The organism is Vibrio sp. 10N.222.47.A9 (genome assembly GCF_963872585.1).
Classification (GTDB): Bacteria; Pseudomonadota; Gammaproteobacteria; order Enterobacterales; family Vibrionaceae; genus Vibrio; species Vibrio splendidus.
Genome location: NZ_CAWNBB010000021.1, coordinates 109,104 through 133,397 on the forward strand (window position 1 = coordinate 109,104; position 24,294 = coordinate 133,397).

At 44.2% G+C, this 24,294-nt stretch carries 21 protein-coding genes; 4 read left to right on the forward strand and 17 right to left on the reverse strand.

The features are described 5' to 3' along the window. Position 1: 1 nt before the first annotated feature. From AACT19_RS04670 to lrp, 4 genes are all read right to left on the reverse strand, one after another. A complete protein-coding gene (locus tag AACT19_RS04670; RefSeq protein ID WP_017089177.1) occupies positions 2-1,357 on the reverse strand; it encodes a replication-associated recombination protein A in 1,356 nt (451 codons plus the stop codon). A 64-nt stretch (positions 1,358-1,421) separates the two neighbouring features. Further along, positions 1,422-2,018, reverse strand: a complete 597-nt coding sequence (lolA, locus tag AACT19_RS04675; protein WP_004734556.1) for an outer membrane lipoprotein chaperone LolA — start codon at positions 2,016-2,018, stop codon at positions 1,422-1,424. 75 nt (positions 2,019-2,093) lie between these two features. Beyond that, positions 2,094-5,276, reverse strand: a complete 3,183-nt coding sequence (locus AACT19_RS04680; RefSeq protein ID WP_065607786.1) for a DNA translocase FtsK 4TM domain-containing protein — start codon at positions 5,274-5,276, stop codon at positions 2,094-2,096. 162 nt (positions 5,277-5,438) lie between these two features. Then, on the reverse strand, positions 5,439-5,933 hold the full coding sequence (gene lrp, locus AACT19_RS04685; RefSeq protein WP_004734558.1) for a leucine-responsive transcriptional regulator Lrp: 495 nt from the start codon (positions 5,931-5,933) through the stop codon (positions 5,439-5,441). Between the two features lie 156 nt (positions 5,934-6,089). On the opposite strand from lrp, the gene ald reads away from it, so the two are divergent. Then, on the forward strand, positions 6,090-7,214 hold the full coding sequence (gene ald, locus AACT19_RS04690; protein WP_004734559.1) for an alanine dehydrogenase: 1,125 nt from the start codon (positions 6,090-6,092) through the stop codon (positions 7,212-7,214). Positions 7,215-7,400: 186 nt separating this feature from the next. Here the strand turns inward: ald and AACT19_RS04695 are convergent, their stop codons facing one another. Both AACT19_RS04695 and cysB read right to left on the reverse strand, forming a co-directional pair. Beyond that, positions 7,401-8,609 (reverse strand): methyltransferase, encoded by a 1,209-nt coding sequence (locus tag AACT19_RS04695; protein WP_076645510.1) that lies wholly within the window; start codon positions 8,607-8,609, stop codon positions 7,401-7,403. A gap of 342 nt (positions 8,610-8,951) precedes the next feature. Next, positions 8,952-9,926 (reverse strand): HTH-type transcriptional regulator CysB, encoded by a 975-nt coding sequence (cysB, locus tag AACT19_RS04700; RefSeq protein ID WP_004734561.1) that lies wholly within the window; start codon positions 9,924-9,926, stop codon positions 8,952-8,954. Positions 9,927-10,248: 322 nt separating this feature from the next. Here cysB and AACT19_RS04705 point away from each other — a divergent pair, with 322 nt between their 5' ends. Beyond that, positions 10,249-11,013, forward strand: coding sequence for a hypothetical protein (locus AACT19_RS04705; RefSeq protein WP_004734562.1), 765 nt, complete (start codon positions 10,249-10,251; stop codon positions 11,011-11,013). A gap of 102 nt (positions 11,014-11,115) precedes the next feature. Then, positions 11,116-11,910 (forward strand): tRNA isopentenyl-2-thiomethyl-A-37 hydroxylase MiaE, encoded by a 795-nt coding sequence (miaE, locus tag AACT19_RS04710; RefSeq protein ID WP_276527053.1) that lies wholly within the window; start codon positions 11,116-11,118, stop codon positions 11,908-11,910. 109 nt (positions 11,911-12,019) lie between these two features. Here miaE and pyrF read toward each other — a convergent pair whose 3' ends face one another. The 11 genes from pyrF to AACT19_RS04765 form a co-directional block, all read right to left on the reverse strand. Further along, positions 12,020-12,715 carry an orotidine-5'-phosphate decarboxylase gene (gene pyrF, locus AACT19_RS04715; RefSeq protein ID WP_017078954.1) on the reverse strand — a complete coding sequence of 232 codons (696 nt, stop codon included), beginning with the start codon at positions 12,713-12,715 and terminating at the stop codon, positions 12,020-12,022. Between the two features lie 122 nt (positions 12,716-12,837). Then, complete coding sequence (lapB, locus tag AACT19_RS04720; RefSeq protein ID WP_004734543.1) at positions 12,838-14,013, reverse strand: lipopolysaccharide assembly protein LapB; 1,176 nt, start codon at positions 14,011-14,013, stop codon at positions 12,838-12,840. A 12-nt stretch (positions 14,014-14,025) separates the two neighbouring features. Further along, positions 14,026-14,298 carry a LapA family protein gene (locus tag AACT19_RS04725; RefSeq protein WP_004734544.1) on the reverse strand — a complete coding sequence of 91 codons (273 nt, stop codon included), beginning with the start codon at positions 14,296-14,298 and terminating at the stop codon, positions 14,026-14,028. A 129-nt stretch (positions 14,299-14,427) separates the two neighbouring features. Next, positions 14,428-14,712, reverse strand: coding sequence for an integration host factor subunit beta (gene ihfB / locus AACT19_RS04730; RefSeq protein ID WP_010439923.1), 285 nt, complete (start codon positions 14,710-14,712; stop codon positions 14,428-14,430). 121 nt (positions 14,713-14,833) lie between these two features. Then, positions 14,834-16,504, reverse strand: coding sequence for a 30S ribosomal protein S1 (gene rpsA / locus AACT19_RS04735; RefSeq protein ID WP_017057038.1), 1,671 nt, complete (start codon positions 16,502-16,504; stop codon positions 14,834-14,836). Positions 16,505-16,610: 106 nt separating this feature from the next. Then, the gene (gene cmk / locus AACT19_RS04740; protein WP_017078952.1) at positions 16,611-17,291 is read right to left on the reverse strand and encodes a (d)CMP kinase; all 681 of its coding nucleotides are present in this window, start codon (positions 17,289-17,291) and stop codon (positions 16,611-16,613) included. A gap of 279 nt (positions 17,292-17,570) precedes the next feature. Next, positions 17,571-18,317 (reverse strand): 3-deoxy-manno-octulosonate cytidylyltransferase, encoded by a 747-nt coding sequence (kdsB, locus tag AACT19_RS04745; RefSeq protein ID WP_004736427.1) that lies wholly within the window; start codon positions 18,315-18,317, stop codon positions 17,571-17,573. Continuing rightward, positions 18,317-18,496 carry a Trm112 family protein gene (locus tag AACT19_RS04750; protein ID WP_004736429.1) on the reverse strand — a complete coding sequence of 60 codons (180 nt, stop codon included), beginning with the start codon at positions 18,494-18,496 and terminating at the stop codon, positions 18,317-18,319. Before AACT19_RS04750 ends, kdsB begins: the two co-directional genes overlap by 1 nt. Beyond that, positions 18,477-19,484: a tetraacyldisaccharide 4'-kinase gene (gene lpxK, locus AACT19_RS04755; RefSeq protein WP_076645512.1), complete on the reverse strand. Its 1,008-nt coding sequence runs from the start codon at positions 19,482-19,484 to the stop codon at positions 18,477-18,479. Before lpxK ends, AACT19_RS04750 begins: the two co-directional genes overlap by 20 nt. Positions 19,485-19,498: 14 nt before the next feature. Beyond that, a complete protein-coding gene (gene msbA / locus AACT19_RS04760; RefSeq protein ID WP_004736248.1) occupies positions 19,499-21,247 on the reverse strand; it encodes a lipid A ABC transporter ATP-binding protein/permease MsbA in 1,749 nt (582 codons plus the stop codon). A gap of 31 nt (positions 21,248-21,278) precedes the next feature. Then, complete coding sequence (locus AACT19_RS04765; RefSeq protein ID WP_017095642.1) at positions 21,279-23,606, reverse strand: DNA internalization-related competence protein ComEC/Rec2; 2,328 nt, start codon at positions 23,604-23,606, stop codon at positions 21,279-21,281. A gap of 17 nt (positions 23,607-23,623) precedes the next feature. Between AACT19_RS04765 and AACT19_RS04770 the strand changes: the two genes are divergently transcribed. Beyond that, positions 23,624-24,136 carry a DUF2062 domain-containing protein gene (locus AACT19_RS04770; RefSeq protein ID WP_017078948.1) on the forward strand — a complete coding sequence of 171 codons (513 nt, stop codon included), beginning with the start codon at positions 23,624-23,626 and terminating at the stop codon, positions 24,134-24,136. The last annotated feature ends 158 nt before the right edge of the window (positions 24,137-24,294 follow it).

The window sequence follows — 24,294 nt, forward strand, 5'->3', positions numbered from 1 at the left end:
ACTACTTTTCATAGCGTTTTTGTGGGCTTTTTGCGTCCAAATCCGCCAGATAATCTAGCTTCTCGCCAATTTTAGTCTCTAAGCCTCGTTTTGTTGGGAAATAGTATTGCTTCTCTCCCATTTCAGGGGGCAAATACTTTTCGCCAGCTGCGTAGGCACCAGGTTCGTCATGAGCATAACGGTATTCTTGCCCGTAGCCCATGTCCTTCATCAAAGTTGTGGGTGCATTTCGTAAATGATGAGGAACTTCATACTCAGGCAGATTGTGTGCATCCGTTAACGCTTGCTTCCAAGCGGTGTAAACGGCGTTACTCTTTGGCGCACACGCGAGATAAACAACCGCCTGTGCAATAGCACGCTCACCTTCGGCAGGACCAATTCGAGTGAAGCAGTCCCAAGCGGACATTGCGACCTGCATTGCTCTTGGGTCAGCATTACCGATATCTTCAGAAGCTATCGCTAGCAAGCGTCTTACGATATACAAAGGGTCACAACCCGCAGCAATCATTCTTGCTGACCAATACAACGCCGCATCAGGGTTTGAACCGCGAATCGATTTGTGAACAGCGGAGATCAAGTCGTACCAAATATCGCCCTTATTATCAAAGCGAGCGACTTTCTCCCCTGCTACCTCAGCCAGCAACTGTAACGTTATCGCTTTCTCGCCTTTGTCGTTGTCTTCCGCCATGTCATACAGCAGCTCAAGATAGTTGAGCGACATACGTGCGTCACCGTTGACCAGTTCAGCGAGGCGATCTAAGACGTTATCAGCAAAATCAGCCGTTACATCACCCAGACCGCGCTGTTTATCTTCAATAGCTTGGCGAATAACGAGAGAAATATCATCGGTATGAAGCGAAGTCAGCTTGTAAACACGCGCACGTGACAACAAAGCGTTGTTCAGTTCAAAGGATGGGTTTTCTGTGGTCGCGCCAATAAAGGTCACGGTGCCATCTTCAATGTGTGGCAAAAAGGCATCTTGCTGACTTTTGTTAAAGCGATGGACTTCGTCCACAAACAGAATCGTTCTGCGCCCTGCTTGTTTGTTTTCACGCGCTTTTTCAATCGCGATACGAATGTCTTTAACACCCGAGGTTACCGCTGATACGCGCTCAACTTCAGCATTCGCATAGTTTGCTGCCACTTCCGCCAGCGTGGTTTTACCGGTGCCAGGAGGCCCCCATAAAATCATCGAGTGAATATGGCCCGCTTCCAATGCTCTGCGAAGTGGTTTACCTGGGCCTAATATATGCTGCTGACCGATGTACTGTTCGACAGTTTCAGGTCTCATACGAGCAGCAAGGGGACGAAAATCTTCGTCCCCTGCAAAATCTAAGCTGTAATTACTCAATTGCAATCTCTTGATTCGTTGATGGCATCTGTGCCTATCGACGTACTACCAAATGATCTGCTTCATTAGATCAGTTTCTTTGGTCGTCGACCTCGACACCTTCCGGTGCCACAAAAGTAAAGCGGTCTGCTGCAGGTTTACCCAAGTCAACATTGCTAAAGGTAAACTCACCTTTCTGACCGTCTTGTTCAATCACGTTAAAGCCCTGAACAATGCCCTTTTCAGTGATCTTAATCTGGAAGTCGCCCTGATTAGAATCCACAGCTGTCGGCGTTAGCGTAAATTGGTTACCCGTTTGCGCGACATTGTAGTTGTCCCAATCGCTTTCTTGATTACGAGTCAGCAAGACAAAAGGTGTTTGTGATGTTGCTTGCTCTTGCCAGTAAATACTAACCTGCTCAATGAACGGGCTGTAGTACCACAAGCTTTGACCATCAGATACCAACACGTTTTCATCAGGGAAAGTCGTTTCCCAACGGAATAAGCTTGGGCGTGCAATCTCAACCGTGCCCTCGCCTTCCATAACAACATCACCATCAGGGCTAGTCACGACTTGTTTAAAGTCGGCGCTAAAACCTGCATTCAATGACAAGCGGCTACTCAGTTCTTCTTTCGGAGAAGCCAATACTGAAAAGCTCATAAATAAAAGTGCGAATACTTTTTTCATCAATAATCCTGTTAGAACATACGTCGGTCATATTTTCGATTTGACCGACTGAATAGTTATGAGTTCCGAGCGGAACTAATCTTTTGGTGGCGCTGGTGCTAGGACTTCACGGTTACCGTTATGGCCCGGAGCACTCACAATGCCTTGAGCTTCAAGCTGCTCAACAATTCGTGCCGCACGGTTATAGCCAATCTTGAATCGACGTTGTACGCCAGAAACTGAACCACGACGTGAATGGACAACGTGTTCTACCACTTGATCAAACAGTGGATCGACTTCTTCATCGCCTTCCATCTTCTCACCCGGTAACAGTGTTTCCGGGGTTTGGTCGCCGTTCGTAATCTCTTCAATATAGTTTGGCTTACCGCGTGCTTTCCAGTTGTTCACTACCGCGTGTACATCATCATCAGATGCAAACGCACCGTGTACACGAGTTGTGTGGCTTGAACCCGGTGGTAAGTACAACATATCACCCATACCCAATAATGATTCTGCACCACCTTGGTCAAGAATAGTTCTTGAATCCGTTTTGGTTGATACCGTAAAGGCAACACGTGTTGGGATGTTTGCTTTAATAAGACCAGTAATAACATCCACCGAAGGACGTTGAGTGGCTAAGATCAAGTGAACACCAGCCGCACGCGCTTTCTGCGCCAAACGTGCAATCAGTTCTTCAACTTTCTTACCGACTACCATGATTAAATCAGCGAATTCATCGACGACAACCACAATATAAGGCAGTTTTTCCAACAATGGAGCTTCAGGGTCCATGCTGTCGCCCGGTTTCCACAGTGGGTCATGAATTGGGTGACCCGCTTCCGCGGCCATCTTCAATTTGTCGTTGTAGCCTTTGATGTTACGAACACCGAGAGCCGACATCAGTTTGTAACGACGTTCCATTTCACCTACACACCAACGAAGGGCGTTAGACGCATCTTTCATGTCAGTCACAACTTCAGACAATAGATGTGGAATACCTTCATAGATAGACAATTCCAACATTTTCGGGTCGATCATGATGAAACGAACTTCTTCAGGCGATGCCTTGTAAAGCATACTCAAGATCATCACGTTCACACCCACAGATTTACCAGAACCGGTTGTACCTGCAACCAGAACATGTGGCATCTTCGATAGGTCAGCAATAACTGCTTCACCAGCAATATCTTGCCCTAGAACAACGGTCGTTGGTGACTTCGCTTCTTGGAACTGAGGGCTGCCCACCACATCGGAGAAGAATACGGTTTGACGGCTCATGTTCGGCAATTCCAAACCAACATAAGGTTTACCCGGTATTACCTCGACGACACGTACTGCCAATGCAGAAAGCGAACGAGCTAAGTCCATAGAAAGGCCAGAAATACGGCTTACTTTGACGCCAGGAGCCAGATCGAGTTCGAATCGAGTGATGACAGGACCTGGGAAAATATCAACCACATCAGCTTTAATCTTGTAGTCCGCTAGCTTCGATTCAACAAGACGAGCGATCGCCTCTAGTGCATCGCGGTCAATAAAGGTTTCACGTTTTTCAGGGTGGAACAACAACTCAAGCGTTGGCAATGGTTCGGCCGGTTTCGGTAAGTTAACATCTTGCTGTACCAGGAACGGGTTTTGTGTCGCCGCCATGTTCGCTTGTGCCTCAGAGACAAGGCTTTGGAAGGCTGCAACATCTTGATCTTGGTGAAGAGGCTCTTCTTCTGTTACCTGTTCCCAAGGAAGATCAACCGTTGGCTCTTGAGTTTGTTCGTTTGATTGCTCAAATTCTGAATTATTTTGTTGGTTAACTAAAGACTCAGATTGCTCTGCATTATCTTCTTCAGTCGATACAGACTCGAACTCTGTAGACTGTTCATAACTTTGTTCTTCAGCCACATCAAACGGTGATGCTTGTACTGAGAAATCGTCTTCGCTTGGTTCTTCTGGTTCACCCATTGGCGAAGCGTATAACGATTCAGGTTGAACATCTTCCGTATCGAATTCACTCTCAACTTCTGGAGTGCGATCAACTTCTGAAGTGCTATCGACTGCTGACTCAGCACTTTCAAGGCCAATGTCAGTAGGGACAACTTCTGGTTGGTCGTTCTGCATGTATTGTTGGTACGCAGCCTGAGATTCGTGAGCATCCGTCTGATCTTGCTCAGCAAGATCATCTTCATACATAGCGGCATTTTCTAGCTGCTCTATCGTCGCATTCAACTGCTTCGAGCGCTCAATACCTTCTTCGAAAGGTTCTTCTGGCGCGTGGTAAACAGGAGCGACAGAGATAGGTTGCTCTGGTTGAATTTCAGGTTGAACTTGCGGTGCCTCATAAGTAGAAACCTCTGACTTAGCTGGAGCCTCTACTGGCATATGAATATTGTAATGACGCTTCGACGTTGCACTGTTGTCCAACGCATTTACGCCAGTGTCTGAAGAGTCGTTGGTCGCAGAGAAGCTCATCGCAGGGTCGAGCTGATCTTGTTCTGCTTCTTTATACCCTTCTATAGCCTTACCTTCGATAAGATTGTCTTCTAACGCAGGGACATCACGGAAAGTCGGCTTTTGATGACGTTCTGTTAGAGAATCTCTGTCTGTCGATTCTTTCAATTCAGGCTCAAGTAGCTCTTGATCTTGGCCACGCGCCTTATTAACAGCAGATGTAAAAAATTTAATGGCACATTCGCCTAGCCATTCCACAATACTTAACCAAGAAATTCCAGTTAATAGCGTCAAGCCAGCTCCCCATAAGAAAAGAAGAACTAGCGTACTACCGAGAACATTTAACGTGGGAAGCGCAAGGCTTGTTAGTACATCACCCACGACGCCACCTGACGAAAAGTACCAAATGTCGTCAAAGTTGATATCGGCTAGACCGCAACTAGTAAGAATAAGGACAGTAAGGCCAAGTAAGCGAGTACCCCACAGCATGAAATCGATCTGCTCGTCTTCATTACGTTTACGGAATAATACCCACGCAGCAACCGTTACCAAGATAGGTAAAGGGTAAGCCAGAGAACCAAACACAAAGAAAAGCGTATCCGCCAACCATGCACCTAAGTAGCCACCCGCATTTTGAATGTCACCACCCCACGCCGTTTGCGACCATGATGGGTCTGCAGGACTAAAAGTTAATAACGCAACGGCAAGTAGAATAGAGAAGAGAACACCCATAATCAGGCTGCACTCTTTTAGACGTTGAGAACCATTCAAACGAGGAGACTGAGGCTCTTCACTCGTTTTAATGATTGTTTCTACTTTATTACTGCTCTGCTTGAACATAAACCAACTTAATAATTAAACGGAATAAAACATCTCGAGCGACCAAAGCCGCCCGTTTCAATGAAACTACTGTTGATTTAACCATATCAAACAGAAAAACCCAATTCCAGAAAGCAAGAAAGCGGAACAAATGTCCGCTTTCTTTCATTTCACCAATTGTGACTAACGAGTTTTAATCACAAGTTGATTGGTTTGTTTCACTTCTTCCATTACAACGTAAGTTCGAGTGTCGTTTACGCCCGGTAGACGAAGTAACGTATCACCCAGTAGCTTACGGTAAGCACCCATATCCGATACACGTGTTTTTAGAAGATAGTCAAAATCACCCGACACTAAATGACACTCTTGGATGTCATCCAGTTTCTGCACAGCGGTGTTGAATTGTTCGAACACATCTGGAGCACCACGGTTCAACGTAATTTCAACAAACACTAAAAGTGAAGCATCAAGATACTGTGGGTTCAGCAACGCTGTGTACCCAGTAATGTAACCTTGACGTTCTAAACGACGAACACGCTCAAGACATGGAGTTGGAGAAAGTCCTACTCGTTTTGAGAGTTCAACGTTTGAGATACGACCGTCTTTTTGCAACTCATTAAGAATGTTGCGGTCAATACGATCTAGTTCCTTGGACGGCTTCTTATAATTGTCTGCCATTTTTTATTCCACCTTATTACTTCCTTGCAAAAAAATATACTACAACTTTTTAATATTCGGTATCAAATTCTATCTGAACCTATCTATACTAGATATTAATTCGACAGAATTACCCTACACATAGATAAAACAACCATAATATAATGAGGAGTCAGGATGATCATTGGCGTACCGAAGGAAATCAAGAACCACGAATACCGCGTTGGTATGACCCCAGCTAGCGTGAGAGAACTAATCTCACATAGCCACCAAGTTTTTGTTGAAACCAATGCCGGTACTGGTATCGGTTTTTCAGACGATGATTACATCGCTGTAGGCGCATCCATTCTTCCTACTGCTGCTGACGTTTTCGCGAAAGCAGAGATGATTGTAAAGGTTAAAGAACCTCAAGCTGTCGAGCGAGCTATGCTTCGTGAAGGGCAAATATTATTTACCTATTTACACCTTGCACCAGATTTTCCACAAACGGAAGAGCTAATCAAGAGCAAAGCTGTCTGCGTAGCCTATGAGACTGTAACAGATAATATGGGTCGCTTGCCACTATTAGCACCAATGTCTGAAGTCGCTGGTCGCATGTCTATTCAAGCAGGTGCACAAACACTAGAAAAATCTAACGGTGGTTGTGGTCTTCTTCTTGGCGGCGTTCCTGGTGTTGAACCAGCGAAAGTTGTAGTTGTTGGCGGCGGTGTTGTGGGTGCTAACGCAGCACGTATGGCTGTTGGCCTTCGCGCAGACGTAACCATTCTTGATCGCAACGTAGATACGCTTCGTCGTCTTGATGAAGAATTCCAAGGTCGCGCAAAAGTGGTTTATTCTACTGAAGACGCTATTGAGAAGCATGTTCTAGAAGCAGACCTAGTGATTGGTGCAGTACTAATCCCAGGCGCAGCCGCTCCTAAACTGGTTACAAAAGATCACATCGCTAAGATGAAGCCAGGTTCAGCAGTTGTTGATGTTGCAATCGACCAAGGTGGTTGTTTTGAAACTTCACATGCAACGACTCACGCCGATCCAACTTACATTGTTGATGACGTAGTTCACTACTGTGTTGCTAACATGCCAGGTGCCGTTGCTCGTACTTCTACTTACGCACTAAACAATGCAACACTTCCTTACATTGTTAAGCTAGCGAACAAAGGCTACCGCGAAGCACTTCTATCTGATGAAGGCTTCCTAGAAGGTCTTAACGTTATTCACGGTAAAGTAACTTGCAAAGAAGTTGCAGAGAGCTTTGACCTTGAATACGTAGATCCAGCTGAAGCAATCGCAATGTTTAACTAATGCTGTAATAGCTAACTGAGCGCAATAATCTTCTCGTTGAAGCGTTCAGTTAACTCATACACATTAAACAAAAAGCCAGTACGACATTATGTCGCGCTGGCTTTTTTACATTTATAGCTTTGTCTTGTATTCATAGCTTCATTTTTCATTTATGAGTTTAGCTCGTAAAACACGCAACAGTTCTGTCTACTGATAACGCTCAACTTTAACCCCATGAATCAATAGATTTCTTGGCGTAATACTACGTTCACAGAACTCTTCAATCAAAGCTTCATAGCCTTGTTCTTGCAGATAGATGGCACGATCTAAGGCCAACCATATCTCTAATGGTCGTCTAAAGACTTGTTGTACTAAGCTCAACCTCTCCATTTCCCAGAAAAGCGCCTCGCCTTGGGCTAAGTAGAAATCAAAATCGACGTCTGAACCAAGCGATACTTTTTTAACTTCAGATGCCCAGCGGCAGAATGATTCAAAACCCTTAGATAACTCTGACTTTTTAATGCTTGGCACTGGAATGTATTCGTCGATATGACGTTCAGCTTTGAGCAGTTTGCTGAAGCCCAAACGATAACTCATCTCTAGTTGGCGATGTCTCTTTACTCTTTCACCACCAGTGACGGTTTCTTGAAGCGGGATTCTTAAGTCGCTTTTGCTCAACGTTAGTGCTGAACCTTTGGCCACGGTAGACATAGCTTGATACACATCGCCTCGAATAAGGTGATAGCAACAAGGGGAAATTGTTACCGCCGATAGCCCATGTGAAACAGACTTTTTCACCAGTTCAACATGCAGATCACCACAAGCATGGAGCGCAACAGCGTGTTGATCAGAGTTAAATACGCCATCTGCTTCCTCTGAAAACGCGTCACCTTGGACAAAGTGCATTTCTAATTTCTGGTCGTCTGCTACCTTTTGTCCGCTTTCACATAACGATTGTTGCCATTCAAAGCTAGTGACCTTTTGATCTGATTGTTGAGATAAAATTCGGCCCAGAAAACCTTTGCCAGAACACCACTCTAGCCACTCTTTACCATGATGGTGTTCAAGTGCAGCCTCTCCCATCGCCACGATTTGTTGCAGCTTTCTGCCGGGAATACCATCAGCAGTACCACGTGGGAGGTCTAATCCAACCAAAGCCGTGTTATCAAACTGGATATTTTGGTTAGCAGCATCTAATCGAGGAAGGAAGCGAGTCAGTTCCTCGACCAAAAGCTGAGGCTGCTCTTTTAACGTTTGAATGCGCTCAATACTCAAACCTTCTAACCAATCGACAAGTGGACGATTCACATCTTTCCATGGTTGATGGTGAGTTTGGCATAGATGAAAAGGCTCCGAACGCCAATAGACTTGGTGCTCTAACAAGAATGAGTCGAGTATTGTAAATCGTGAATGCATGCTTCCCCCTATAATGCGAGGATTGTAGGGGTAAGAGGCCAAAATGGAAAGGAAGGATACAAATCGAGGCTATAGGGACAGGCTATCAGTAAATAATACCAGTCACGGAAAGTCAGTGAACAGAAGTAGCACAGGTAAAGGATTGAGAACAAGGCAGCTCTGTTCGGCAAGTCGTTTCGATAAGTACTTATTCTGCAATCAAAAGTTCTAACAACGTCATCGAGCGTTTTAACAAGCTAGAGTGACCCGTTATTTACTACTATTGGTATAAACCAAAACCGAGTTCAAATGAAAACGGCCTGTAAACAGGCCGAATAGGTATCGAATTAAAGACTGTGCCCCTTAGCGAACAGGCAGGTCGATGTCTTTAAACATCTCTTCGATTTCTTCATTCGATTTCAAAGAAATAGCTTGTTCAACCACAGGACGAGTTAAGTGCGGTGCAAAACGCTCCATAAAATCAAACATGTAAGAACGCAGGAAAGTGCCTTTTCTAAAGCCAATGCTTGTGGTGCTCGCACCAAATAGGTGGCTCGCATCAATAGCAACCAAATCTGTATCTTGTTCGTGGTCAATCGCCATACTTGCGATTACACCAACTCCGATCCCCATACGAACATAAGTTTTAATTACGTCTGCATCCGTCGCGGTAAAAACAACTCGCGGTGTTAATCCTACTTTGTTGAATGCAGTATCAAGCTCAGAACGGCCAGTAAAACCAAATACATAAGTCACGAGAGAATAAGCAGCAAGATCTTCAATCGAGATAGTTCGTTTTTGCGCAAGAGGATGATCTTTAGTTACGACGATTGAACGGTTCCAGTGATAACAAGGCAGCATAATTGCATCTTGATAAAGGTGCAGCGCTTCCGTTGCAATCGCAAAGTTCGCAGTCCCTTTAGCGACCGCTTCTGACATCTGGCTTGGTGTACCTTGGTGCATGTGAAGCGACACTTTTGGATAACGTGCCGTGAAACCTTTAATCACATCAGGGAGCGCATAACGAGCTTGAGTATGAGTGGTTGAAATATTCAATGTGCCCATCTCAGGATGAGTGTGCTCACCCGCGACTGCTTTAATACTCTCTACACGTGCCAAAATCTCTTGAGAGATACGAATGATATCCTCACCGGCTTGTGTAACCTGAGTTAAATGCTTACCGCTACGTTCAAAAATCTGAATGCCTAGCTCGTCTTCAAGTAACCTAACTTGCTTACTAATGCCGGGCTGAGATGTATACAAACTCTCTGCTGTCGCTGAAACATTTAGGTTATGGTTTAGAACCTCAACAATGTACTTCAGTTGCTGTAACTTCATATCTAACCTCGTAATCCTTTACTCATTTCTGCGCTAACTTATTTGCAAATAGAGCTTTATAGTCTCGTGTAATATAATTAATAGTTATAACGCTTCGAGAACCAAAATGACAGAAATAATGAGTTTTTCTAGCTTAACAAACAAAAACATCACTAACGCTTTGCAACCCACACCTCATTCTCATACATTAGTTGGTAAGTTTTGATTGCCGATTGTGCTCAACAAGAGATAATCAGAAATTGCAATTTACGAGTGCCGATACACAATGGAATCGTGTATCCTCTCAAGTTAGCTATAGAAAACAACAAGCAGACACAAATATATGAATATTGGTTTAATAATCGCCTTAGTCGCCGTTCTTTTGGTGTTGGTTTTAGGCTACAACATCATGCTTCAATACAAAGTTAAGGTAGAAACAGCGAAGAAACAGGAAGCTTCTCGTTATCTAACCATTATTGACGGAACAGAAGAGTTGATTGGTAATGCTCACCACATGCCGTTTAGCCAAGATCTTCTTATATGCTTAAACAATCGAATTCTTGATGCGTTAGAAAACATGTATCAGCTCGATCCCAAAAACAAGCAGCTTGCCCAACGCATTGAAAGCGTAAAACAACAAATCACTCAGCTTAAAGAGAACTACCAAGGTGGTGAAAGTACTACCTTCCGCGTTCCGAGCAGTGACAAACAAGCGATCATGATGCTGAAGCTAGTTAAGCGCCTACGTGATACGGTCCGTAACGAGCACAATAAAGGCCGCTTCGAGACTCAAGCTTATGTGGTTGAAAACGCTCGTTTAGAGACGATTCAAATTCGCATCAACATCGAAAATGTTATCAAGCGTGCAAACGACTCGATTTCTCGCGGACAGCCAGGCACAGCAATTCAGTTACTGCGTAAAGGTATCGACGCATTAGCAACTAAGAACGATTCATACTCTACTCAAGCGAAAGAAAAGCTTCAGCAGATGCTTAACGATCTAGATCAGAAGCGCCAAGATAAAAACGCGCAAGATTTACAACAGATCGAATCTAAAGAGCGTGACGAAGACATGGACGCCCTCTTCGGTCAGAAGAAGAAATGGTAACTGTCTAACGCAATACTTAAAGGCCGCTTATTTACATTAAATTAGCGGCCTTTTTTGTACCTGTTGAATTTCCTTTCTCTGTATAGGGAGATCTCTTGAGCTGTGATAAAATCCCGCATTATCAACAAACTTGCCCTGACCATGTATCAAGAATTATTAGCTCCAATCCACTCTTTTCTTAAAGCTGAAACGCCAGATTCATGGATCGATGAAGCCAAAAAGCCTGAAAACCTTCACATCATTCTACGCGATCACATGCTTTGTGAGCTTAAGGCGGCACAGAGTGCTTTGTTCCTTATCCGCAAGTACGCAGTTGATAAAGAAAGCGCAAAGCAACTGAATGAATGGATTTTGCCCTACGAGCAATTTGCTTACCGTCGTGTCGGAGACTTAGAGTCTCTGCGTGGTAAAAGCAACGTATCAAAGCAAATTACAGCGAAAGAAGGCTGCAATTACGGCGCTGACCTGATCGATAAAATGGTATTGCTGATCAAAGAAGAGCTGCATCATTTCTACCAAGTCATGGAATTGATGGTAAAGAAAGGCGTCACTTACCAACCGATTGAAGCGGGTCGCTACGCTAAGGGTTTAATCAAGCAAGTCAAAACTTACGAACCCGATGCTCTAGTTGATAAGCTCATCATCGGTGCGTTTATCGAAGCTCGCTCTTGTGAGCGTTTCGCTAAATTAGCTCCATTCTTGGAAGAAGATATGGAGAAGTTTTACGTGTCTCTGCTTCGCTCAGAGGCTCGACATTACCAAGATTACCTTGAGTTAGCAGAGCAGATCGCAGGGAAAGATATCTCAGAGCGTATTGCTCATTTCGCGCAAGTAGAAGCGGATCTTATCACTTCAGAAGACAGCGATTTTAAGTTCCATAGCGGCGCTCCGGTTTAGGCTAGGCAAGATAACTCAAGTCCAGACCAATTCAATGCCTCGTACACAAATGAAAAGGCCAGCAATTTGCTGGCCTTCCTTCTTATTCGAATAGCTTTCTGATGCAAACTTAAGCTAGCGTACCGTTGATCTCTGCAAGTACAGCGGCAGGATCTATCGCTTGAGTGATAGGGCGACCGATAACAAGGTAGTCAGAACCTGACTCAATCGCTTTAGAAGGCGTCATAATTCTCTTCTGGTCACCAACATCAGCACCTACAGGACGAATACCAGGAGTTACTAGCTTGAATTCTTGGCCAAGTGCACCTTTAAGCAAAGAAGCCTCTTGTGCCGAACATACAACGCCGTCTAAGCCTGAGTTTTTAGTCAGAGATGCCAAGCGCATCACCTGCTGCTGTGGCTCAAGATCCAAACCAATACCCGCCAAGTCAGATTGCTCCATACTAGTCAGTACTGTCACGCCAATTAGCAACGGACGATCTTTACCATACGGTTCCAAAATTTCGCGAGACGCCGTCATCATGCGCTCACCGCCACTAGCATGTACGTTCACCATCCAAACGCCTAGTTCCGCGGCAGCTCGCACAGCTTTTGAACATGTGTTCGGGATGTCGTGGAATTTGAGATCCAAAAATACTGAGAAACCACGTTTATGCAATTCACGAACAAATTCAGGACCAAACAAGGTAAACATCTCTTTGCCCACTTTTAGACGGCAAGATGCTGGGTCAATACGATCAACAAAGGCTAACGCATCCGCTTGGTTATCATAATCCAATGCTACAATGATTTTTTGGTCGTTCATTTCATCTCCTAACGCAGTTAACTTTCTACAAAATATTTATACCAATCAGGCCATAAATAACAGTCATAAAAATGCAGCCCGAAAGCTGCAATTAATAATTTGGTCTTAAAATGACCACGAATCTATTCACCATCAAGCCCACGAATAGGCTTGATCGTTCCCCATCCCTTACATGAAGGGCAGTGCCAATACATTGAGTGTGTTGAGAAACCACACTGACGACAACGATAATGAGGCTTAACCTTAAGTTGTTCACCAACCATAGATTGAAGTGTGGTTAAGCTGTCTTTCGCACGACCTTCTTCTGCTTCCGCTAGGTGATAATCGATTAATCGATAAAAACCCTTCATGGTTGGATTTTTGACTAGCTGCTTTGTTAGTAGCTCTTGAGCAGAACCAACATCTTCATGGTGAGCAACCAATTGAGCGAGCATCAGTTCAGCGGACACACCAGCTTTATTCTGAATACAGGCTTTAAGGAACTCGACTAATTGAGCCTCTTGCCCAAGCTTGTGGTAACACTCAGCAAGGGTTGGCAACACCTCACTAATAAAGTCGATATCTTGCTCGAGTACCGATTCCAAACAATCGATTGTCTTTTGGTAGTCTTCGTTCGCTAAGTGGAACTTGCCTAGAGCGATGCTAGCACGGACACATTTAGGGTCTTCAGAAAGTGCCTTTTTGAAATGCTGAAGCGCTTTAGAACGATTACCATCGGCTTGCTCTTGCATCGCAAGTTCACACCAGAAATGTGCAACTGTCGCACGCATCTTCATTTTCTTCTTACCGAGCTTAACTAGGATATTTCCGTAATGAATAGCCTTGTTCCACTCTCGAGTTTGCTGATAAATAGCAACCAACTGCTGTAGAGCACCCTCTTTGTGATCGGGTTCTTCTACAAGCTGTTCAAAGATTTTTTCGGCGCGATCAAGAAAGCCAGAGACCATATAATCTTTAGCTAATTGTTGTAGTGCGAGGTTTTTCTGATCGAGAGTAAGCCCCGAACGAGAGATAAGATTTTGGTGAATACGAATAGCACGGTCGACTTCGCCTCTTGAGCGGAACAAGTTGCCCAAAGCTAAGTGAGTATCGATGGTTTCATTGTCGACTTGAAGGAGTTCAATGAAGTGATCAACCGCTTTGTCAGACTGATCTGACAGTAATAGGTTCAAACCCGTCACGTATTGACGGGAAATCTGGTGTGATTGTTTCTGTTTTTCTTGCTGAGCATTACGATTACCCATATACCAACCGTAAGCGGCGGCAATAGGTAAGAGCAAGAACAGTAACTCTAACATCAAATAAGACCTTTAAGCTTTGGTATCAGCAGCTACCTGCTTTGATTGCTTATTGAGTTGTTTCTTCAAACGATGAATTCTCAGTTGAGATCGCATGTGCATATTGCCGAAGACTAACCAAGCAAGACCAAAACCTGAAACGAAGACAACACCTAATAAGCTTGATAGGTGGAAGTCACCTTGCGCTAGCAGATAGTTGAAATTCACACTTGTTTGGTTTTGAGAGCCTAAAGCCAGTGCAATTAGGAAAAGTGCGATAACGGCGACTATTTTTATAATTTTCATAGTTCATCACTCATTGGTTAGTTAGCTGTACGATTATGCAGGAAAATTACTAATCAGACCACCATATTATGGTCATAAAAAAGCGGCATACATTATAGTATGCCGCTTTTCTTAATTCCGATAAGTAGTCTACAGTCCTGAGTTTACTCGTTCGCGTAGCTCTTTACCTGGTTTAAAGTGAGGAACGTATTTGCCTTCCAACTCAACCTTGTCACCAGTTTTAGGATTACGTCCAACACGAGGTTCACGGTAATGCAGAGAAAAACTGCCAAATCCGCGAATTTCGATTCGATCACCACTTTCTAGTGTTGAAGCCATGTGCTCTAAAATGTCTTTTACAGCGTCTTCAATTTCTTTTGCAGAAAGGTGCGTTTGCTCAGCGCACAGTCTTTCAATCAATTCAGACTTAGTCATAGTTACCCTCGTTGGTTTTCTTTTTAGAAATTATAGACCTATCGGAAAAATAAGCAAAAAAAAAGGAGCCTTACGGCTCCTTTCTTGGCTATATAGCTATAATTCTCTTAACGAGAAGCTATTATTCGCCTTTAGCAGCTTTGAATGCGTCTGCCATTGCGTTACCGAACGCGCCTTCATCAGACTTGTTCAGTGAAGCCATTGCTTCTTGCTCATCAGCTTCATCTTTAGCTTTGATAGATAGGTTGATTACGCGGTTCTTACGGTCTACACCAGTGAACTTCGCTTCAACGCTGTCGCCAACGCTTAGGATTAGAGATGCATCTTCGATACGGTCACGAGAAACTTCAGAAGCGCGTAGGTAACCCTCAACGCCTTCGATTAGCTCGATAGTAGCGCCTTTCGCGTCAACTGCAGTTACAGTACCGTTTACAAGAACACCTTTCTTGTTGTCAGCAACGTATGCGTTGAACGGGTCGTTTTCCATTTGCTTAACGCCAAGAGAAATACGCTCACGCTCTGCATCTACTGCTAGAACAACAGCAGAGATTTCGTCGCCTTTCTTGTATTCACGTACAGCTTCTTCGCCGGCAGCGTTCCAAGAAATGTCAGATAGGTGTACAAGACCGTCGATACCGCCTTCTAGACCGATGAAGATACCAAAGTCAGTGATAGATTTGATCTTACCAGTAACTTTGTCGCCCTTAGCTTGCATTTCTGCAAATGACTGCCATGGGTTAGCTTTACACTGTTTCAGACCTAGAGAGATACGACGACGTTCTTCGTCGATATCAAGAACCATAACCTCAACTTCGTCGCCAACATTAACAACTTTAGAAGGGTGGATGTTCTTGTTAGTCCAATCCATTTCAGAAACGTGTACTAGACCTTCAACGCCTTCTTCGATTTCAACGAAGCAGCCGTAGTCAGTTAGGTTTGTAACACGACCAGAAAGCTTGTGACCTTCAGGGTAACGCTTAGCGATTGCTACCCATGGATCTTCGCCTAGTTGCTTAAGACCTAGTGAAACACGAGTGCGCTCACGATCGAACTTAAGAACTTTAACTAGGATTTCGTCACCAACGTTAACGATCTCTGATGGGTGCTTAACGCGCTTCCAAGCCATATCTGTGATATGTAGAAGACCGTCAACACCGCCAAGGTCAACGAATGCACCGTAGTCAGTAAGGTTCTTAACGATACCTTTAACTTCAGTACCTTCTTGTAGAGTTTCAAGAAGTTCGTCACGCTCAACACTGTTTTCAGATTCGATAACAGCACGACGAGAAACAACAACGTTGTTACGCTTCTGGTCTAGCTTGATTACTTTGAACTCTAGCTCTTTGTTTTCTAGGTGAGCAGTGTCACGGATAGGACGTACGTCTACTAGAGAACCTGGAAGGAAAGCACGGATACCGTTAAGTTCAACAGTGAAACCGCCTTTAACTTTACCGTTGATGATACCAACAACAGTTTCAGCTTCTTCACAAGCTTTCTCAAGTACGATCCAAGCTTCGTGACGCTTAGCTTTCTCACGAGAAAGTTGAGTTTCACCGAAACCATCTTCAACAGCGTCTAGAGCTACGTCTACTTCAGCACCAACTTCAACTTCAAGTTCGCCAGCAGCGTTCTTGAATTGTTCAGCAGGGATAGCAGATTCAGACTTAAGACCAGCATCTACAAGAACGAAACCGTTCTCGATAGCTACTACAGTACCTTTAACGATGCTGCCTTGTTGGAATTCAGTTTCAGATAGAAACTCTTCAAAGAGTTGAGCAAAAGATTCAGTCATTATTTAATCTTCAATAATTAAACGTCCATGGGTATCCTACCGCATGGGGTTGATAAATTCGCCGGTCATCATCCTTGCGACCAACGTTCGTACTAGCTCGGCGAAATTACCCAGCCAGTTTCGATTCAATATAGTGTAGTGCTTTTTCTACTACCTGCTCAATATTCATTGAGGTGGAATCAAGCACTAGAGCATCCTCTGCAGGGCGAAGTGGCGCCACTGGGCGATTACGATCTCGGTCGTCTCGCTCTTGGATCTCGCTCAAAAGGTCGTCAAATTTAACATCTAACCCCTTCTGTTGCAACTGTTTAAGGCGGCGACTCGCACGCTCTTCAGCACTTGCATCTAAAAATATTTTCGCTTCAGCTTCAGGGAACACAACCGTTCCCATGTCACGGCCATCAGCAACCAAACCAGGTGCCGCGCTGAATGCACGTTGACGACGAAGCAGAGCTTCACGAACGCGAGGTAAAGCGGCCACTTTTGAAGCTGCCATGCCGGTTTCTTCTTTGCGAAGTTCACCAGACACATCTTCACCTTCTAGGATAACCTTAACTAAGTCGCCTTCAGCAATAAACTGCACGTCTAAGTGTGTCGCAAGCGGTACTAAAGCATCTTCTGATTCAGTATTCACACCATGGTGAATTGCCGCTAAAGCCAATACGCGATAAATCGCGCCTGAATCTAGAAGGTGAAAGCCTAGCTTATCTGCTAGCAACATACACAGGGTACCTTTACCTGCACCACTTGGTCCATCAACCGTAATCACTGGGCTTTGAGAAGGCATCTTTTACTCCACGTTTTGTCGTAAGTTTTATTCTGTACTAGCGATTCGCTACTACTTTATAGGCGGCATATTATAGAGAAAAATTGGAAGTCGAGCGAGGTAAATCTCAGATAATTCCGAGTTGATGATGCATAAACCAATGCAACCAGCCCAATATCCGTTTGCTTAGGTCAATACGCGAGCTTAGATCCATAAGAGACGTTCGCAATTTTCTATAGACATAAAAAAGCCTCACAATAAGCAAGGCTCAGCGGTGTTCTGTAAACAGCTCAAAGAAGCTTAGCCAATAATAGCTCGAACCGCTTCTAGATCTTCAGGCGTATCAACACCAGCAGCTGGCGCCTCTTCTGCAACTGCCACATGAATTTTTTCACCATACCAAAGTACACGTAACTGCTCTAGGCACTCAATACGCTCAAGAGTACTTGGTTCCCAATTGATATAGGTATTGATAAAACCCGCACGGTAAGCGTAGATGCCAATGTGACGAAGCAGTGGAGATTCCGCTGCTGTACCGTTGTTCGCGTAAGCATCGCGATCCCAAGGAATAGTAGCTCGGCTAAAATACAGGGCATACCCATCTTTGTCAGTCACAACTTTTACGGCGTTAGGATTAAACACTTCATCAGCATGAGTAATTTCCACACCGAGTGTTGCCATCGGAGCTGTACTGTTCGCAAGATTGTTAGCAACCTGATTAATGATCGCTGGTGGGATAAGTGGCTCATCACCTTGAACATTCACGATAATATGATCATCAGGAATCTTCATAACTTCAATCACTTCAGCTAGGCGTTCAGTACCTGACTCATGATTCGGTGATGTCATACAAACGGTCGCGCCAAATGCTTTAGCCGCTTTTTCAACTCGAGCGTCGTCGGTAGCGATAATAACGTTATCAGCACCCGCCTTCATTGACTGTTCGTATACCCATTGAATCATCGGCTTTCCACCAATGTCAGCAAGCGGCTTCCCAGGTAAACGGCTCGATTGGTATCTCGCAGGTATAACAACCGTATAAGACATTACTTACCCTCATCCATAGAAACGGTGCGAGCTTCAGGTTCTAAAAGAACAGGGATACCCTCTTTAATTGGGTAAGCAAGGCGATCAATTTTACAAACAAGCTCTTGCTTATCCTTGTCAAAAGTTAGTTTACCTTTACATACAGGGCAAGCAACGATCTCAAGTAGACGGTGATCCATAGTATTCCATAACCTCTTTTATTCTTTTTAAAATTTGCTGTCGCGAATCTTCATCAAACTGCGCAGAAACTGGAAGATACCACCAGTTATCTTGAGCATATTCTTCGCATTTTACAGCGTCTTTTTCTGTCATAATCAGATTCATACCTTTCTTAGCTAAGGCATGAAGTTCATCTTTATCAAAATCTTGATGGTCGGCGAAGCCCTGTGTGAAAACCACATCACCATCAAGATCTTCCAATGTTTTAAAAAAGCGTGGTGGGTGGCCAATACCAGCAAAAGCCACCAACTTCTGTAGTTCTGCTACCGATATTTTCTCACCGGTCTTTAGGTTAACTGCTTGGCTTGGTAGCAAAGACATAGAGAACTCTCGTCCTTGCACTTTACCGCCATTGTTAACCAAAAAGTCTACGTCATCTAAACGAGATATAGGCTCTCTTAACGGGCCTAAAGGAATTAGGCATTCGCTACCAAAGCGTCTAGCACCGTCGATAACCGCAAATTCAATATCACGTTCAAGTGCATAATGCTGAAGGCCATCATCCGTGATGATGACATCAACCCCTTCGTTCAACAAAGCCTTTACCGCGTTTGCACGCACAGGATCGACAGCGACAGGCGCACCGGTTCGCTTTCGAATTAAACGAGGTTCATCGCCAGAGTGTTCAGCAGGCGTGTTTTCATCCAATACTAAGGGGTAGCTTGGCGCTTTTGCCCCATAACCTCGAGAAACCACTCCAGGCTTAAAGCCGTTAGCTTGAAGCACCTCAACTAACCAAATCACAACCGGAGTTTTACCATTGCCACCAGCGGTAATATTACCAACAACAATTACTGGTAAGGGCGGACGGTAGGTCTCTTTTTTACCGGATAGATAGGCGTCACGTCTTTGACCGCTGATCATTTTGAAAAGCAGACTCAATGGCCATAGTAGCGGCCAAAGAAGGTATTTTAACGGATGATTGTTAAACCAAATCTTTTCGATCACAACAAGGCCTAATCTTATCCGCTGAACTGAATTCGGTGGAGTTGTGCATAAGCGCCATCATGCGCGATTAGCTCCGCGTGTGCACCTCTTTCTACAATACGACCATCATCAACTACTAAGATCTCATCGGCTTGTTCGATAGTAGAGAGTCGGTGTGCGATAACCAATACTGTCTTGTCCTTTTGCAGCTCTTCTAACGCAGATTGGATCGCTCTCTCTGATTCAGTATCCAAAGCCGATGTAGCTTCATCAAGAATCAATACTGGAGCCTCTCTTAACAACGCTCTTGCAATAGCGATACGTTGTCTTTGGCCGCCAGATAGGCTTGCCCCATTCTCCCCAACAATCGTATCAATGCCGTTTTCCATGCCTTCGATAAATTCAGTAGCATGAGCAAGCTTAGCCGCGTGTTCGATTTGTTCGCGAGAATATTTAGCTTCTGCTGCGTAAGCAATGTTGTTGGCTACCGTATCGTTAAACAAGTGTACATTTTGAGAAACAAGCGCAAAGTGCTCACGTAGGTTTCTCAATTCATAATCACGAATATCGTGGCCATCAAGTTCGATAGAGCCTGAGTCTACATCATAAAAACGAGTAAACAGGTTCGCAATGGTACTCTTGCCCGAACCTGATCGGCCGACAAGTGCAACGGTCTTGCCCTTCGGTATATTAAAACTGACCTTATCAAGCGCTGGTTTCTCAGCACCTTGGTAAGTAAATGTCACATCTTTTACTTCGACTTCACCCGCTACGGTTTCAGGCTTCAACGTACCTTTATTTTGTTCCGTATCTAGATCCATCAAACCAAATAGGGTCGTACTCGCTGCCATACCGCGTTGGAATTCAGACGTTACATTGGTTAAAGCTTTAAGGGGGCGCAGTAAGCCAAACATCGCGGAGAAAACAACTGTAAACGTACCTGCTGTTAGCTCAGCTTTAATTGAATCAACACTCGCGAGATAAAGAACAACAACAATCGCAATTGAGGCAATCATCTGAATAATTGGGTTAGCGGCAGCTTGAGCCGTTACCAGCTTCATGCTTTGTTGGCGCATCTGGTTGCTAACGGTATCAAAACGGCCTCTTTCTAGCTCTTGACCACCGTAAGTTAGAACCACTTTATGACCTTTCAGCATTTGTTCTGCTGAAGAAGCAACATGTCCCATGCTGGTTTGCATGTTCTTAGAAATTTTTCTGAATCGCTTTGATACAATACTAATTGCCCAAGCAACAAAAGGAGCGACAGCAAATAGAACTAAAGACAACTGCCAGCTATTCCAGAACATCAGCGTCAGCAAGCCAATGATGCTGGCACCTTCACGCACGATACTCACCAAAGCTTTACTGGTCGCAGCAGACACTTGTTCTGAATCGTAAGTAATTCGAGATAGTAGTGCGCCCGTCTGCTCTTTATCAAAGAAAGAAACAGGCATGTGCATAAAGTGGCTAAAGATCTTACGACGAATTTCCATGACCACATTGCCAGAAACCCAACTGAGGCAATAGGTTGAAACAAAACCACTGACGCCACGCACAAACATCATAACAAATATGATAATTGGAAGTGTACGTAGGAAGTCTGACTCAGCGTTACCAAAACCTTCATCAAGCAGAGGCTTCAGTAAAGAAATCATATAGGTATCAGAAACGGCATTTATAATAAGCGCAATAACCGCAACACCAAGGCCGGCCTTATACAGTCGAATATAAGTCCAAAGTCTTTTAAATGTGACCCAGGTAGTTTCATCTGTTTGTGTTGACATAGAATCGCTTAATTTTCTCACAATAATCTATCTATTCTACTCCCTTACGAAGCATCTGCCTATACCACTGCCTGCCTTGTTGTTCTCTAATCGTATGATATTTCCAACCTTCCTTACTGATAGTGATGGTTATTTGTCCGCTTTCTCCGGTATCAAGCCAAGCACTACCCGTTTCATGATAACGTTCAATCACAGATTTGCTGGGCATTCCCCACTGATTACCTTTAGCCAAAGAAGCGATTGCTAACTGAGGTGAAACTGCCTCAATAAACAGCTTAATCGACGACGAATTACTGCCATGATGCGGGACAAGCATCACGTCGCTCTTGAGCCGCTGACCTTCACGAGCAAGTAGCCACTCACTTACCCGTTCAATATCACCAGTTAGCAACATCGAGAACTCAGAATTGGGCTCAAAAATCCTGACCACACACGAATGTGGGTTGTACGCCCTCTTTACTCTTTGAGGTGGCCATAAAACCTCAAACTCTAGACCCTGCCAATTCCACGCCTCGCCAAAAGTACATGTTTGGATATTCGACTGAACTTGAACAGTCGATTGTGTTTGTTGATTGATGTTCTGACTGGCTCTTATCCACTTAGGATTGTAGTTTTCAAGTAACGCCGGATAGCCACCAGCATGGTCAGAATCGAAATGACTCACTATCACACCTTCCACCTCATGAACTCCTCTCTGATTCAAGGTGGGAATCAGCAAGGATTCAACAATCGAACCTCCCTGCCACGCGTTGCCGAGATCGTAAACAACGACCCGATTGTTCTTTTCCAAAACTAAAGACAACCCATGCCCAACATCCAAGATATCGATTGTTAATTTGTTTTGCTGCTTACCGAACTCCCACCACAGTACAAACACTGCAATGACCAATATTGATAGTGTTCGTTTGAGATATCGACTGACGAACCCGAAAAATAAGATGAGGAATACAGACAACGCCATACTGTGATTATCAACTTGAATCCAAAATCGTTCAGAGAAAGGAAGGCTAAATACGAGAGGATCAAGCGACAAGTCGACCAACATCCATAGCTGTTCAGAAAAACCATTGCTTAACGCTGTCAAACTCATCACCTCAGACACTGACTCCAATATTAAGCTAAGTAACATCGCAAGAAACAGCAGCGGGATCGTCACTACTGATACCCAAGGCAAAAGGAGCAAGTTGTAGAGAACAGAGACTAGACTCACCCCTTTGAAAAACAGTATCGAAAAGGGAGCAATAAGAAATGTCAGCATCAGTTGAATCTTGATGAGCTGCAGCACTCGATCGATCAGAGTGGCGTTTGAAGATGATGGCCGACTATTCAAGGCGATATAAATAACGGCACCCAACGCACCAAAGGATAGCCAAAAGCTGCTCGACAATGCTGAAAACGGCCAAATCAGCAGAACCACGCACAGGCTTAAGACGACATACCGAAGCACACTGATATTTTGCCCACGCCACAAGAAATAGCTCGCAATAATACACATCACTAAAGCTCTCAAGGTTGGCAGCGTGAATCCAGCAAACCAACTGTAGAAATAGGCTAAGCCGAGACCGAATATTGTGGGAAACCAAAGAAATGAAGGTGAGAGTAACCTGAATATCTTTCCTACCTGATAGCCGATACCAAAGGCAATTCCAATATGTAGCCCCGAGATAGCCATCAAGTGAATCAAACCACTGCTTTTGAGCAAATCCCAACGCTGAGGATGGATAAGTTCTCGATAACCAAAACTCAAAGCCATAATAAGGTCTTGATTTGCTAACTCACTTAACCTTTCAAGACGGTTTTCAAACCAATGAGACCGCATATTGGTATTGGTGTGAATTCGATATTTGGTATCGGCTCTGTAAGTTGCATTGGCAACCACACCGGTGCTAAACAAATACTTTTCTAGATCAAAGCCTGCTTCATTGAGTTTACCCCACACTGGTTTTATTGAGACTGATAAATAGACATCATCTCCAAGCGTCAACTTAAAAGGAGTAAACAAACGCAATTTTATCAATTGGGGAAAGATTAATTTTTCGCCGCCAATTGATCTGGCTACTATTACGCTTTCAAAACCGTGGCTATTTTCACTAAAAAGGCTAACAACCGAAGCATTTATGGTAGTATTCTGCCCTGATTGGAATAAGCGACTCGTTTGTATTTCAATCGCATTCCCTAGGCAGAGAACTAGTATCAATGCTGTTGCTAGACCTCTTGCACTCCGGAAAACGCTATACTTTGTTGATGCTAGCAGTAACAACAGCATCAATGGTGCCCAAACCCAATGTGGCATCACAGGCCAGAAGCTGGCAGACACAACTGTCGCAGCAAATGAAATCAAGAACCAAGTGTTAAACAAGAGAGTAGCTTCCTCCTATGCCAAGAAAGTTTATCAAACGATTTATGCCTGACCATGAGCTAATCAAACGTCAGAAAGCATTGAAAGTTTTTGGCAATGTTTTGTACAACCCCAACTTATGGTGCCTTAATCGTCGCTCTGCGGCTGGTGCGTTCGCTGTTGGGTTATTCATGGCGTTTGTCCCTTTACCAAGTCAAATGATTATGTCTGCAGGTCTTGCGGTCGCATGTGGTGTTAACCTACCACTGTCTGTCGCATTGGTTTGGATCAGTAATCCTGTGACTATGCCGGTGCTGTTCTACTTTGCTTATAAAGTAGGCGCGTTTGTGATGCACGTGCCGCCTCAAGCCTTTCATTTCGAACTGTCTTGGGATTTCATCTTGGCGCAAATGAGCACCATAGGACCTCCGTTCCTGCTGGGTTGTCTGATTTGTGGTGTGGTTTCTGCAATGGTTGGCTACTTTGGTATTCGCGGGTTATGGCGTTACTCAGTAGTAAGAAGCTGGAAGAAGCGACAAGCAAGGTACTGAACGACCGTTCCTTTTTATTCAATCTATCCTTGTATGCGCTTCTCTTAAAACGCACATAAGTTAAAGTCAGATGAACCACTGAACTCTGCAAGATTGACATGTAACGAAAGTCGTAAAGAACACGAATTGAATTCAATAAAAAAGGATCCCATCAGGGA